General features: G+C 69.1%; 9 protein-coding genes. 6 read left to right on the top strand and 3 right to left on the bottom strand.

What is annotated here, in order from left to right; all coding sequences use genetic code 11:
• Window positions 1–16: 16 nt before the first annotated feature.
• Both NMD1_RS03895 and NMD1_RS03890 read right to left on the bottom strand, forming a co-directional pair.
• Window positions 17–2,131, bottom strand: a complete 2,115-nt coding sequence (locus NMD1_RS03895) for a xanthine dehydrogenase family protein molybdopterin-binding subunit (protein ID WP_125953725.1) — start codon at window positions 2,129–2,131, stop codon at window positions 17–19.
• The gene (locus tag NMD1_RS03890) at window positions 2,128–2,595 is read right to left on the bottom strand and encodes a (2Fe-2S)-binding protein (protein WP_199558054.1); all 468 of its coding nucleotides are present in this window, start codon (window positions 2,593–2,595) and stop codon (window positions 2,128–2,130) included. The genes NMD1_RS03895 and NMD1_RS03890 overlap by 4 nt, the downstream gene beginning before the upstream one ends.
• 243 nt (window positions 2,596–2,838) lie before the next feature.
• Between NMD1_RS03890 and NMD1_RS03885 the strand changes: the two genes are divergently transcribed.
• From NMD1_RS03885 to NMD1_RS21180, 6 genes are all read left to right on the top strand, one after another.
• Window positions 2,839–4,236 carry a PLP-dependent aminotransferase family protein gene (locus NMD1_RS03885; protein ID WP_233497333.1) on the top strand — a complete coding sequence of 466 codons (1,398 nt, stop codon included), beginning with the start codon at window positions 2,839–2,841 and terminating at the stop codon, window positions 4,234–4,236.
• A 78-nt stretch (window positions 4,237–4,314) separates the two neighbouring features.
• Window positions 4,315–4,953 (top strand): FMN-binding negative transcriptional regulator, encoded by a 639-nt coding sequence (locus NMD1_RS03880; protein WP_125953722.1) that lies wholly within the window; start codon window positions 4,315–4,317, stop codon window positions 4,951–4,953.
• A 39-nt stretch (window positions 4,954–4,992) separates the two neighbouring features.
• On the top strand, window positions 4,993–7,221 hold the full coding sequence (locus NMD1_RS03875) for a TonB-dependent receptor (protein ID WP_125953721.1): 2,229 nt from the start codon (window positions 4,993–4,995) through the stop codon (window positions 7,219–7,221).
• Complete coding sequence (locus NMD1_RS03870; protein WP_125953720.1) at window positions 7,221–10,361, top strand: amidohydrolase family protein; 3,141 nt, start codon at window positions 7,221–7,223, stop codon at window positions 10,359–10,361. Before NMD1_RS03875 ends, NMD1_RS03870 begins: the two co-directional genes overlap by 1 nt.
• Window positions 10,358–11,464, top strand: coding sequence for a PepSY domain-containing protein (locus tag NMD1_RS03865; RefSeq protein ID WP_125953719.1), 1,107 nt, complete (start codon window positions 10,358–10,360; stop codon window positions 11,462–11,464). The genes NMD1_RS03870 and NMD1_RS03865 overlap by 4 nt, the downstream gene beginning before the upstream one ends.
• Window positions 11,461–11,619, top strand: coding sequence for a hypothetical protein (locus NMD1_RS21180; RefSeq protein WP_158453904.1), 159 nt, complete (start codon window positions 11,461–11,463; stop codon window positions 11,617–11,619). Before NMD1_RS03865 ends, NMD1_RS21180 begins: the two co-directional genes overlap by 4 nt.
• A 120-nt stretch (window positions 11,620–11,739) precedes the next feature.
• Here the strand turns inward: NMD1_RS21180 and NMD1_RS03860 are convergent, their stop codons facing one another.
• Window positions 11,740–13,410 carry an amidohydrolase gene (locus NMD1_RS03860; protein ID WP_125953718.1) on the bottom strand — a complete coding sequence of 557 codons (1,671 nt, stop codon included), beginning with the start codon at window positions 13,408–13,410 and terminating at the stop codon, window positions 11,740–11,742.
• Between the last annotated feature and the right edge of the window lie 57 nt (window positions 13,411–13,467).

The raw sequence follows: 13,467 nt of genomic DNA, 5'->3' as shown, positions 1-13,467 counted from the left end.
GGGCGCGTAGCGGGGTTCAGGACACCCTTTCCAGCGCCATCGCCAGCGGCAGGGTGCGCAGGCGTTTGCCGCTGGCGGCGAACACCGCATTGGCCAGCGCCGGAGCGACCACGGCGCAGGGCGGTTCGCCCATGCCGCCGGGGTCGGCGGCGCTTTCGACGATATGCGTGGCGATGGCGGGGGCCTCGTTCAGCCGCAGGATGCGGTAGTCGTGGTAGTTGGACTGTTCGACGCGCCCGCCCTTGATGGTCACTTCGCCATGGAGCGCGGCGGACAGGCCGAAGATCACGCCGCTTTCCACTTGAGCGGCGACGCCCAGCGGGTTGATCGCCAGCCCGCAATCGACCGCCACGGTCGCCCGGGGCACGGTGATCGCGCCATCGGCGACGCGCGCCTCCAGCACCAGCGCGATGACCGTGCCCCAAAGCTGCAGCACCGCGATCCCGCGCCCCAGCCCGGCGGGCAGCGGCTTGCCCCAGCCGGCTTCGCGCCCGGCCCGTTCGAGCACGGCGCGGATGCGCGCGTCGGTGACGAGCGAGAGGCGGTAGGCCAGCGGGTCCTGCCCGGCGGCGTGGGCCAGCTCGTCGATAAAGCTTTCCACCACGAAGGCCGATCGCAATCCGCCCACGCCACGCCACCAGCTGGTCGGCACCGCGCTTTCGGCCTGCTGGAACGTCACCCGGTGCGCGTCGAGCGCATAGGGAATGGCGACCGCGCCCTCGATCGCGTCGGCATCGACGCCCGTGAAGCCCTGGCCCAGCAGCCGCGCCATGATCGAGGAGCCGGCGATCCGGTGCTCCCAGCCGATCGGCTTGCCGCCGGCATCCAGCGCGGCCGTGATCTGATCGGCATAGGCCGGGCGGTACATGTCGTGCTTCATGTCCTCCTCGCGCGACCACATCAGCTTGATCGGGTAGGGCACCTGCCGCGCCAGCTCGACCGCGCGCACCACCATGTCGGTTTCCAGCCGCCGGCCGAAGCCGCCGCCCATCTGGCAGTTGTGGAACGTCACCTTGTCCGCCGGCAGGCCCAGCGCCTTGGCGGCATCGTCGCGCGCCTGCGCGGGCACCTGCGATCCCGCCCAGATCGTGCAGCCTTCGGGCGTGACGTGCGCGGTGCAGCTGCCCGGCTCCATCGGCGCGTGCGCCAGGAAGGGCTGGCGATAGGTGGCGCTGAACGGACGCGCCGCCCTGGCCTTTGCGGCGGCGACATCGCCGGTGGACTTGGCCTCGAACCCCGGCTTCGCCAGGGCCTCGTCCAGCCCGGCGAGGATGTGGGCATGGTCGGCCGGTCCCTTGGGCGCGGACCATTGCGGGTTGGCCGCGATATAGCCCTGCATCGCCGCCCAGTAGGTCTCGGCCACCACGAACAGCACGTCGCTGCCCTTGACCAGTTGCACCACGCCGGGGGTGGTGCGCGCGGCCTTTTCGTCGAACGTGGCGAGCGTGCCGCCGAACATCGGGCATTGCGCCAGCATCGCCACTTTCATGCCGGGCAGGCGCACGTCGATGCCATAGACGGTTTCGCCGGTGACCTTGGCGAGGCTGTCGAGCCGCCGGGTCGGCTTGCCGATGACCCGCAGGGCGCTGCTTGGGCGCAATGGCGCGTCCTTGGGCAGCGGCGCGGCGCTGGCGGCGGCGAGCAGATCGCCCACGGGCAGGCGGCGGCCGCCCTTGGTCTCGATCACCACGCCGCCGACGAGGTCGCAGCGTTCGGGCGGTATACCCCATTGCCGCGCCGCCGCGCCGACCAGCGCGGCGCGGGCATTGGCGGCGGCCTGCCGCAGCGGCTTGTAGAGTTCGCGCACCGAACTGGACCCGCCGGTGCCCTGGTCGATCGGCGCGAAGCGCGCGCTGTCGCCTTCGGGGATGGTCACGGCCACTTGCGCGGGCGCCAGCCCCAGTTCCTCCGCCACCAGCATGGCGAGCGTGGTGAACACGCCTTGTCCCATCTCGGTCTTCGGCAGGGCGAGTGCGGCACCCTCGGCCGTTACCGAGAGAAAGGCATTGGCGGTGAGTGTCGCGGCCTTCGCGCCGGAGGCTCGGCCCAGCGGCACCACCAGCGCGAGACCCAGCGCGGCCGATCCGCGCAGCACACCCCGGCGCGAGAGCCCGGTAGCGCCGCCGCTCATGCCTTGCCTCCCGCCGCCGCCAGCTTCACTGCCTTGCGGATGCGCGGGTAGGTGCCGCAGCGGCACAGGTTGCCGCTCATCCCCGCCTCGATCGCCTCGTCATCGGGTGCGGGATTGGCCTTGAGCAGCGCGGCGGCGGCGATCAGCTGGCCCGGCTGGCAATAGCCGCACTGGACCACGTCGGCTTCGACCCAGGCATCCTGCAGGCGCTTGCCCAGCGGATCGTCGCGCAGACCCTCGATCGTGGTGACCGGCTGTCCGATGAACGCGCGGGCCGGGGCCTGGCAACTGAAGAAGCGTTCGCCGCCCATCAGCACGCTGCATGCGCCGCAGAGCCCCGCGCCGCAGCCGAACTTGGTGCCGGTCAGTCCGATCACGTCACGCAGCACCCACAGCAGCGGCATGTCGATGGCGCCGGCATCCACCGTCACCTGCTTGCCGTTGACCGTCAGCGAATAGCTCATGCCCATATCCCCGTCTGACGCCCCCCGTTTTGGCGTCCGGACCGCACTATGCGGCGAGCCGCGGCCCAAGCAAAACCCTTATATGCGGAAGCTGCCTTGGCCGCCGCTTGACTTTGCCGGGTGGTCTGGCCGATTGGCCCCTTCGTTATCGGCATTTTGAGGGGAGTAGGGGAGCCAATGCGACGCGGCTGGTCCCTGACATTGCAAAAGCGGATCCGGCCCGCCGGGTCGACGCCGCTCTACATGCAACTCGCTCATGCGCTGATTCACGAGATCGAGCGGGGGCGGCTCCAGCCGGGGTCGCCGCTGCCCAGCAGCCGGGAACTGGCCACCGAACTGGGCTTCAACCGCAAGACCGTGGTGACCGCCTACGAGGAGCTTGTCGCGCAAGGCTGGCTGGAAACGGCGGACCGCAAGGGGACCGCGGTCGCGACCCGCTTGCCGCGTGGCCGACCGGAAACCCCCGAAAGCAGCCCGCCGATCGGGCGCCAGCCGATCTATCGCTTCGTGCCGCCCCCGTCGCGGCCGATCGCCGTTCCGCCCGGGCGGCTTATCAAGCTCGATGAAGGCAGCCCCGATGGCAGCCTGTTTCCGCCCGAGGCGCTGGCGCGCGCCTTCCGCACCGCCGCGCTCTATGCCGCGCGGCGGCAACAGCTGGGCTATCGCGATCCCTGCGGCAGCGAGCGGCTGCGCTCCGGGCTGGCGGCGATGCTGCGCGAGGAGCGCGGCCTTGTGGTGCGCGAGGAGAACGTCTGCGTCACGCGCGGCAGCCAGATGGGCATCGCGCTCGCCGCGCGGTTGCTGGCCCGCCCCGGCGCGGTCGCGCTGGCCGAGGCGCTGACTTACGAACCGGCGGTGGCCGCTTTCCAGGCCGCCGGGGTGCCGGTGCTGCCGGTGGCGCTGGACGACGAGGGGATCGATGTCGATGCGGTGGAACGGGCTTGCCGCAACCAGCAGGTCTGCGCGGTGTTCGTCACCCCGCACCACCAGTTTCCGTCCACCGTTTCGCTCGCCCCGGAACGGCGCCTGCGCCTGGTCGAGCTGGCCCGTCAGTTCGGCTTCGCGATCATCGAGGACGATTACGATCACGAATTCCGCTTCGGATCGCAGCCGCTGCTTCCGATGGCCGCCTATGCGCCGGACGTGGTGATCTATGTCGGATCGCTGTCCAAGCTGCTGCTGCCGGCGCTCCGGGTCGGCTATATCGTGGCGCCCGCGCCGGTCATCGCCGCCGCGGCGCACCAGGTTTCGATCAGCGATGGCATGGGCAACAGCCTGACCGAGGACGCCATCGCCCTCCTGCTGGAGGAAGGCGAGGTGCGCCGCCACGCGCGCAAAGCGACGCGCGTCTATGGCGCGCGGCGCGATGCCCTGGCGCAGGCGGTGCGCGATGCGCTGGGTGATTTCGTGAGCGCGAGGTTGCCGGCGGGGGGGCTGGCGATGTGGCTGGAATTCCTCGATCTCGATGCCCTGGCCCGGATCGAGGCCGGCGCGCCCGCCGCCGGCATCACCTTCGCCGCGTCCGCTTCCTACCGGCTGGCCCCCGATGCCCCGCACGGGCTGCGGCTCGGGTTCGCGAGTTACCCCAGCGAACGGACGGTGGAGGCCGTGCGCATACTGGGGCATCTGGGCCACAGTTGATCCGCCGACGATGCTGGTCCCCTTGCTTTTGCCGATCTGGCGCTTTTTCCGGGCCAATCGCTTGGTGACAACGTCGCCATGGACTTTCCTTCCGGAACCAACGGCGATCTTGCCGATCTTGTGGCCGCCTATCCGCTGGCCTGGCTCACCAACAGCGGGCCGGACGGCTTCTTCGCCACGCCGCTGCCGCTGATCGCCGAAACGGGGCCGGATGGCGCCATCGTCGCGCTGATCGGCCACTGTTCGCGCCGCAACGCGCAAGTGGCCGCGCTGCGCGCCGATCCGCGCGCGCAGATCCTGTTCATGGGGCCGCAGGGCTATGTCTCGCCCGCGCTGGTGTCGCGGCCGCACTGGGCGCCGACCTGGAACTTCGCGGTCGCGGCCTTCGAGGTGACGGTTGCATTCGGGGAAGACAGCGAGACCCTGCCGGCTGTCCGCCTGCTGACCGCGCACGCCGAAGCACCGCAGTCCCCGCCCTGGCAGGTCGAGGATGCCGGCGAGCGATTGCCAAACCTGCTATCAAGAATCATTAGCTTTCGTGCGACGGTTCACGCTACGGACGCGCGATTCAAGCTGGGCCAGGAAGAAGACGTCGACGTGCTGAGGGAAATCCTGGCGGCCTATCCCGACCCGGTGATGGCCGGCTGGATGCGGCGGCTCAACGCCGACCGCCTGGAAACGGACGATGCGGAAGCGATCATCGGGGAGACAGGATAGCCGAAGCGGGCGATCCATGACATTCAGAGGGGAATAGACATGAGGACCACACTGCACCTTGCCTGCCTTGCCGGCGTTTCCATGCTGGCCATGGCCGCCGAGCCGGCGCTGGCCGCCGAAGATGCCGCTGATAACGGCCTGGGCACGATCGTCGTGACCGCGACCAAGCGCGCCATCGCGCTCGACCAGACGCCGATCGCCGCCAGCGCGGTATCGGGCAAGGATCTGGCCGCCGCCAACGCGCAAAGCCTGTCGGACTACATCACCCGCCTGCCCGGCGTGGTGTTCAACGATTACCAGCCCGGCGTTTCCGAAGTGATCATCCGTGGCATCTCGGCCACGACCTATCACGAACAGGGCCAGACCACGGTCGGCTATTACCTCAACGAAGTGCCGCTGGTCGAACCCGGCTTCCCGATCGGCATTCCCGATGTGGACACCTTCGATCTCAACCGCGTGGAAGTGCTGCGCGGCCCGCAGGGCACGCTGTTCGGCTCGTCCACGCTGGGCGGCCTGGTCAACTACGTGGTCAACACCGCGGATACGAGCAAGATCGACGCGGCCGCATCGGGCCTGATCGGTTCGACCAAGAATTCGCACGGCGAAGTGAACTACGCGGCCAAGGCGATGGTCAACGTGCCGCTGATTGCCGACAAGCTGGCGGTGCGCCTGGTCGCGCTGCAGCGCTTTGATGCGGGCTATCTCGACAATCCCGGCACCGGCGTGCGCGGCAGCAACGATTTCCGCACGCGGGGCCTGCGCGGCTCGATCGTGCTGACGCCGACCAGCGCGACCAAGATCAGCTATCTGTCCTCGTGGCAGGATACCTATCTCGAGGATCAGACCTACCTCGATCTCGACCATCCCTATACCCGCAACACTGCGCGGGCCGAACCGCAGAAGACGCGCTTCTGGATGAACTCGCTGCGGCTCGATCAGGATCTGGGCGGCGCGGAACTCACCGCCATCGGTTCCATCGTCGAAAAGCACAATTTCACCCAGTTCTCGTACCCCTATTTCTACGTGACGGGCGTGACCACCGGATCGGGTGCGGCCTATTCGGCGGGCAATGCCAATGCCAACATCAAGACCGCCGAAGTCCGTCTGGCCTCGAAGGGTGACGGGCCGTTCCGCTACCTGATCGGCGCCAGCTACATGGCGGCCAAGAAGTTCAGCTACGACCAGATCTTCCAGAACGGTGCGGCGGCTTACATCAACGCCAACCCTGCCTCGTTCGGCGGCTTTTCGGGCAGCGTGCTGGCACCGGGCGATCGCATCTATGGCTATGCATCCGATACCTACAACGAGGATATCGGCCTGTTCGGCGAAGTGAGCTACGCGATCCGTCCCAGCATCGAGATCACGTTCGGCGGCCGCTATTTCTGGAACAAGTACAACGCCACGGTGACCAACCAGGCGGGCGCGCTGGGCGGCTATCCGGGCGGCTACAGCCCGGTCGATGCCACCGGCCGCGTGTCCAACAAGGAAGACGGCTTCACTCCCAAGGTGACCATCACGGCCCGTCCGACCAAGGACTTCCTGGCCTATGCCACCTATTCGGAAGGCTATCGCGTCGGGGGCATCAACCCCAACGCAGGCCTGCTGCCTACCATTCCGGTCAAGTACAACAGCGACCGGGTGAAGAACTACGAAGCGGGCGTGAAATTCCACGCGTTCGACGGCAAGCTCTATGTGGAAGCCACCGTCTTCAACATCGACTGGAAGGGCATCCAGGCCCGCCTGTTCGGCCCGGCGCCTTCGTACTATTCCTACGTCTCGAACGCCGGCAGCGCCAACGTGGTCGGTGGCGAACTGGCGGCCACCTGGCAGATTGCCAAGGTCGCCAGCTTCAGCACCAGCGTAACGCGGCAGGACGCGCGCCTCACCGCGTTCCTGCCCGATACCTTCGCGGTCGGCGGCGGCTATGCCTCGGGCTCGGTCCTGCCGGGTTCGTCGAAGTGGTCGGTGGCGAACAACCTCAAGTTCGATTTCGAGGACGTGGCGTTCAAGCCCTCGTTCGAAGTGGCGCACCGTTACCTGTCGTCGGCGCCCGTCGCGTTCGGCAACACGGCGACGCGCGGCAACTTCAACATTATCGACCTGCGCGCCGGGGTAACGCTGATGGACAAGGTGCGCGTGCTGGTCTTCGCCAACAACGTGTTCGACAAGTTCGGCATCCTCAACGCGCCGTTCACGTCGCAGGCGACTCCGGCGGGATCGATCGTGCGGCCGCGCACGGTGGGCCTGCGGCTCGACTGGTCGCTCTGATGCGCCGCGTTGCCGTCTTCATCGCGGCAACGCTGGCTCTTGTGGCCGGGCCTCTTCGCGCCGAAGAGGCCCGGCAACTTGCCTATGACGCGACCGAGGCAACCTGGGCACAACCGGCGCTTTCCCCGGACGGCGCGTGGCTGTGGTTCGATCTGCTGGGCGACATCTACCGGATGCCCGCCACTGGCGGCGATGCGCAGGCCGTGCTGGCCGGGCCTGCCTTCGAGCGCAACCCGGTGCCTTCGCCCGACGGGCGCTGGATCGCCTTCATTTCCGACCGGTCGGGCGTCACCAACCTGTGGGTCGCGCGCAGCGACGGCACCGACGCACGGCAACTGACGCACGATACCGCGCTCGTCCTGATGACCTCGCCGGCCTGGGCGCCGGACGGGAAAAGCGTCTATGTCAGCCGGGCCGTCCACGCGGTGCTGGCGTTCGAATTGTGGCGCGTTCCCGTCGAGGGCAGCCCGCCCGCGCTGCTCGTGGCGGCCCAGCCCGGCGGCAACGAGGGGTGGGACGAGCGTATCAATGCCATGGGCGCGGCCCCGTCGCCCGACGGGAAGGCGGTGTGGTACGCGACCAAGCTGGGCCACACCTGGACCGAGAAGGACCCGCCCACCTGGTCCATCGCGCGTCGCGATCTCGCCACCGGCGCGGTCGAGACGGTGATTCCCGGCGGGATGCATCCGGTGCTCTCGCCCGATGGGCGATTGCTGGCCTATGCCGCGCGGCGCGATGGCGGCGAAACCGGCCTGCGCCTGCGCAACCTCGCGACCGGGGAGGATCGCTGGATCGCCTGGCCGATCGACCATGACGGGCAGGAAGGCGGCTACTACTACGATCTCACGCCGGGCTATCGCTTCACCTCTGACGGCAAGGCCATGGTGATGGCGCGCGATGGCGGCTTCATACGGCTCGATCTTGCGACCGGAAAGCAGCAGGCGATCCCGTTCCGCGCCCCGGTGCGGCTGGCGCTTGCCCCGCAAAGCCGCGTGCGCCAGCGGGTGGAGGACGGCGCCGAGGTCCGGACGCATCTGGCCGAAGGCGCCGCGCTGTCGCCGGACGGCCGGCGGATCGCTTTCACCGCGCTGGGCGCGCTTTACATCGCCGATGCGCAAGGCGACGCCCCGCCGCGCAAGCTGTTCGACGGCAACGCTTTCCAGCCGGCCTGGTCGCCCGACGGCCGCTCGCTGGCCTTCCTGCGCTGGACCGCCGAGCAGGGTGGTGGAATCTGGACGATCGACGCCGCCGGCGGCGCGCCCCGCCCCGCCAGCCCAAAAGGCGCCTACTGGTCCGAACCGCTGTGGGATCGCGACGGCAAAAGCCTGATCGCGCTGCGTGCCGCGCAATTCGATCGCCTGCACGCGCCGGATGAACTGGCTCCGTCGTGGCCGGTAGACGTGGTGCGCCTTTCCCTCGCTGGCGCCGCGATGGTCATCGGCCATGGCGCTGGCCTGCGCTCGCTGCAGCGGACGGCCGATGGCCGCCTGTTCGTCCAGGCCGACGGCGCGCTCAAGGAAGTGCTGGCGGACGGCGCGCTGGTGGCGCGCGCGACCGTCGTCGCCCGGGCAATGGGGCAATATGTCAAGGAACCGCGCCCGGTCGAGGAACTGCGCCTGTCGCCTGACGGGCGAACGCTGGCGGCGCGCACCGCGTTCGAGCTGCACCTTTTGCCGATGCCCGCCGATGCCAAGCCGGTGAACCTGATGGACGCCGTGCCCGGCCACCGCCAGATCACCCGGATCGGTGCCGATACGATGCGCTGGGACGGCGATGGCCTGTCGTGGACGGTCGGGCCGTTCTGGCGTCACGCCGCCTCGGCCGGGGCGCTGGCCGCAGCCGACCCCGAAGCCGCCGCGAGCCCGCGCGATCTGTCGGTTCGCGTGCCGCGCGCCCTGCCGGCGCAGGCGCAACTGCTGCGCGGCGCGACGGTGCTGACGATGGACCACGGCCGGACCATCGCCAACGCCGACCTGCTGATCATGGGCGACCGCATCGCCGCGATCGGCCCGCGCGGGTCCATCCCGGTTCCGGCCGGCGCGCGGGTTCGCGAACTGGACGGCAAGTTCGTCATGCCCGGCCTGATCGACGCGCACGCCCACTTCTTCCCGATCCCGCGCGGGGTGCACGATGGCACGCACTGGGAATTCCCCACGCTGCTGGCCTATGGCGTTACCTCGGTGCTGGAAGTGCAGCCGTTCACGCCGGATATCTTCGCCTATGGCGACCGGATGGACGCCGGGCTTTCCACGGGGCCGCGCCTGTTCAGCACCGGTCCCGGCGTGTTCGTGAACAGCGCCATCACCTCGCAAGCCGTGGCCGAACAGGTGCTGACGCGCTATCGCGACGCCTACCGCACGCGCAACATCAAGAGCTACATGGTCGGCGACCGGGCCGCACGGCAATACATGGCGGCGGCATCGCGCAAGCTGGGGATGATGCCCACCACCGAAGGCGCGGCGGATTTCATGCTGGAACTGACTCACGCCATCGACGGCTTTTCCGGCAACGAGCACAACCTGCCGGTCACGCCGATCCACGATGACGTGATCCGTCTCTTCGCCGCCAGCGGCATCGCCTACACGCCGACGCTGACCGTGCTTTACGGCGGCGCACCGATGCTGTTCGCCGATATCCAGAACGATCGCCCGCAGGACGATCCGCGCCTGCGCCGGTTCACCCCGCCGTTCGTGCTGGCCGCCAAGCTGCGCGATCGGCACTGGACGCCGCCCGAATGGCAGACCTGGCGGCGCTTTGCCGAAGACGCGATGCGACTGCGTCGCGCCGGCACGCTGGTCGGCGTGGGCAGCCATGGCGAGATGCAGGGCATCGGCGTCCACTGGGAAATGGCCGCGTTCGTCGCGGGCGGCGCCAGCCCGCAGGAGGCGCTGGAAATGGCCACGATCGACAATGCCGCGATCATCGGCCGACCGGATGATCTGGGCAGCGTGACGCCCGGCAAGCTCGCCGATCTGGTGGTGCTCGATGCCGATCCGCGGGCCGACATCGCCAACGCCCGGCGCATCGCGCTGGTGCTGCGGGGCGGCATCGCGTTCGACGGCACCACGCTGGCGCGGGACGGCGAAAGCCCGCCCGCGCCGTGGTGGCGCGAAGAGTCATCCGGGGCGGCTGCGCGATGAAGCCCGCCACGCTGCGCGCCTGGAGCAAGGTGCATACCTGGTCCAGCCTGATCTGCACGCTGTTCATGCTGATCCTGGCACTCACCGGCCTGCCGCTGGTGTTTCACGACGAGATCGACGGCATCGGCAAACCGGAACGGATCGAACGCTGGAACGATGCCGAACTGGTCACGCTCGACCGCGCGATCGCCGCCGCGCTTGCGCTGGAGCCGGGCGCCGTGCCGATCTACCTCAGCTTCGACGAGGATCGTCCGGTGGTGAACCTTACCAGCGGTCCGGTCGGCGATGCGCCGGAGACGGCCATGCGCTTCCACCCGATCGACCGGCGCACCGCCGCGCCGCCGCAGGGCGAAGCGCCCGGCGGCGGGGTGATGGACGTGGTGCTCGATCTTCACAAGGACCTGCTGCTGGGCACGGTGGGTGAATACTTCGTCGGCGCGATCGGCCTGTGTTTCGTGCTGGCGCTCGTTTCGGGCGTCGTGCTGTACGCCCCGTTCGCGCGCAAGGCGGGCTTCGCCAGCGTGCGCAAGGCCAAGACGGCGCGCACGCGCTGGCTCGACTGGCACAACCTGATCGGCGGCGTCACGCTCGCCTGGGCGCTGGTGGTGGGGCTGACCGGCACGATCAACACCCTGGCCGAGCCGATCACGGCGTGGTGGCGCGCCGATGCGCTGGCCCATCTGGCGCGCGACCGTGCCGGGCCGATCGCGCCCTATCGCCCCGGCATTGCCGACCAGGCGCTGCGCAACGCGCAGGCGGCCGTGCCGGGGATGCGCGTACAGTTCATCGCCTTTCCCGGCGCGGCCTTCAGCAGCCGCGATCATCTGGCCGTCTATCTGCAGGGCGCAACGCCGCTGACCGCGAAGCTGCTGACGCCGGTCATGGTCGATGCGCGCACCGGCAAGGTCGATGGCGTGGCCCCGATGCCCTGGTACATGAAGGCGCTGCTGCTCGCGCAGCCACTGCACTTCGGCGATTATGGCGGCATGGCGATGAAGCTGCTGTGGGCGGTGCTCGACCTCGTGAGCATCGTCGTGCTGGGCAGCGGTCTCTACCTGTGGCTGCGCAAGCCGCGCGCCGCGCGCCGGAGCCGCGCGGCATGACGCGCCACCCGCTCATGCCGATCGCGGCGATCGCCCTCGTCAGCTTTGTCGGGCTGGTCATCGGCCTGACCGGCGATGGCTGGGAAGATGCCGCCGCCGCGCTGGGCCTCGCCCTGTCCGTGGCGCCGATCGGCGTGGCGCTGCTGCGCCGCTGAGGATCCGGCATCGTTCGTCATTGCGAGGGGCGAAGCCCCGCGGCAATCCAGGGCGGTACGCGCGGCCCTAGATTGCTTCGCTACGCTCGCAATGACGAAGCGGGTTAGTGGCGTTCCGCTCTATCCGAAGCGCTGTTTGCCGCCCACCACGGTGCGCAGCACCTTGACCTGGGGGATCGTTTCCGGATCGATCCGGAACAGGTCGCGGTCGAACACCGCGAAATCGGCCTGCATTCCGGGCATGATCGCGCCGCGTTGCCGCTCCACCCGGCCCGCGTAGGCCGCTTCGCGGGTATAGCCCCGCAGCGCCTGGGCCATCGTGATGCGCTGTTCGGGATACCAGCCATGCGGGTTGAGCCCGTCGATCGTCTCGCGCGTCACCGCCGCGTAGATGCCGGTCAGTGGATCGAGCGGCGCCACCGGCCAGTCGGACCCGAAGCAGACGTGCGCGCCCGAGCGCACCATGGACCCGACCGCGAAGCTGGTGCGCAGCCGCTCGGGGCCGACGCGCCGCACCGCCCAGCGCCCGTCGTCAATCGCGTGGTAGGGCTGCATCGAGGCGATCACGCCCTGTTTGGCGAACCGTCCGATCGCTTCCTCGCGCAAGTGCTGGGCATGTTCGACGCGGAAGCGCCGGTCGCGCGCACCGTTGGCCGTGGTGACCGCCGCCATCGTGTCCAGCACGATGTCGTTCGCCTCGTCGCCGATGGCATGGGCGGTCACCTGCAGCCCGGCCTTGTCCGCGCCGGTCATCCAGGCCTTCAGGTCCTTGGGGTCGGTCACCATGATGCCGTGCGCGTGCGGTTCGTCGAGATAGGGCAGATACATCAGCGCGGTGCGCGAACCGAGCGATCCGTCGAACACCACCTTGCACCCGCCCCAGCGCACCCAGTCATCGCCGCGCCCTTCCTGCGCGACGAGGGCGGCCTGCCGTTCCCAGTCCTTCAGCGGCGTGAAGTTGTAGAAGCGCATCCCCGTTTCGCCCTGCGCGCGCAGGCGGCGGGTGTTCTCGAAGGTGGACCAGTCGAGTTCGGGCACGTGGACTTCGGTCACGCCCTTGCTCAGGCCCAGGGCGATGCCCTGCCGCAGGGCGGCGTCCAGCCGGGCCTCGCTCGGCTTCGCGATCGCGCGCAGAACCAGATCCTTGGCCGCGTCCTTGACGATGCCGGTCGGCTCCCCGCTTTCGTCGCGCAGGATCACGCCTCCGGGCATGTCCGGGGTGTTGCGGTCGATCCCCGCCAGCTTCAGCGCCAGCGAATTGCACAGGATCATGTGCAGGTCATAGCGGATCACCGCCACGGGCGTATCGGGCGTTACCGCGTCGATCCACTGGCGGGTCGGCATCTTTCCGCCCCAGCGGTCCTGATCCCAGTTGCCGCCTTCCAGCCATTCGCCCTTGGGCAGCGCGCGCGCGGCCTGCGCGATCCGCTGCACGAATTCGTCGGGCGTGGCCGCATCGCGCAGGGAGGGTTGCGACAGCGCCATCGACCCGATGGTGAAATGGGTATGGCAATCGATCAGCCCCGGCGTCACGAACGCGCCTTGCAGGTCGATGACCTGCGTGCGCGGGCTCGACGCGGCGCGCACCGCATCCTTGCCGATGGCGACGATATGCCCGCCGGCCACGCCGATGGCGTCGGTGCGCACGTCCGGTCCCGTTCCCGTCCACACCGCCGCATTGACGTAGGCCACTTCCACCCCGCCGCGCGCGGCGGCCCAGACCCGCGCCGGCACGGCCGCCGCGACGATGGCGTTGAGCGAACCCGATACGAACGCGCGGCGCGTGACCATGATGCTGCCTTCCTGCTTTCTGCAACGATCATGGCATCTTCAGCGCGAAACGTCATG

It is taken from the genome of Novosphingobium sp. MD-1, from assembly GCF_001014975.1.
In the GTDB taxonomy this organism is placed as follows: Bacteria; Pseudomonadota; Alphaproteobacteria; order Sphingomonadales; family Sphingomonadaceae; genus Novosphingobium.
This window is presented reverse-complemented; position numbering and strand designations above follow the sequence as displayed.

Bases quoted from the DNA above. Each gene is read 5' to 3' on its own strand.
- NMD1_RS03895 (WP_125953725.1), bottom strand. From the start codon at position 2,131: ATGAGCGGCGGCGCTACCGGGCTCTCGCGCCGGGGTGTGCTGCGCGGA.
- NMD1_RS03890 (WP_199558054.1), bottom strand. From the start codon at position 2,595: ATGAGCTATTCGCTGACGGTCAACGGCAAGCAGGTGACGGTGGATGCC.
- NMD1_RS03885 (WP_233497333.1), top strand. From the start codon at position 2,839: ATGCAACTCGCTCATGCGCTGATTCACGAGATCGAGCGGGGGCGGCTC.
- NMD1_RS03880 (WP_125953722.1), top strand. From the start codon at position 4,315: ATGGACTTTCCTTCCGGAACCAACGGCGATCTTGCCGATCTTGTGGCC.
- NMD1_RS03875 (WP_125953721.1), top strand. From the start codon at position 4,993: ATGAGGACCACACTGCACCTTGCCTGCCTTGCCGGCGTTTCCATGCTG.
- NMD1_RS03870 (WP_125953720.1), top strand. From the start codon at position 7,221: ATGCGCCGCGTTGCCGTCTTCATCGCGGCAACGCTGGCTCTTGTGGCC.
- NMD1_RS03865 (WP_125953719.1), top strand. From the start codon at position 10,358: ATGAAGCCCGCCACGCTGCGCGCCTGGAGCAAGGTGCATACCTGGTCC.
- NMD1_RS21180 (WP_158453904.1), top strand. From the start codon at position 11,461: ATGACGCGCCACCCGCTCATGCCGATCGCGGCGATCGCCCTCGTCAGC.
- NMD1_RS03860 (WP_125953718.1), bottom strand. From the start codon at position 13,410: ATGGTCACGCGCCGCGCGTTCGTATCGGGTTCGCTCAACGCCATCGTC.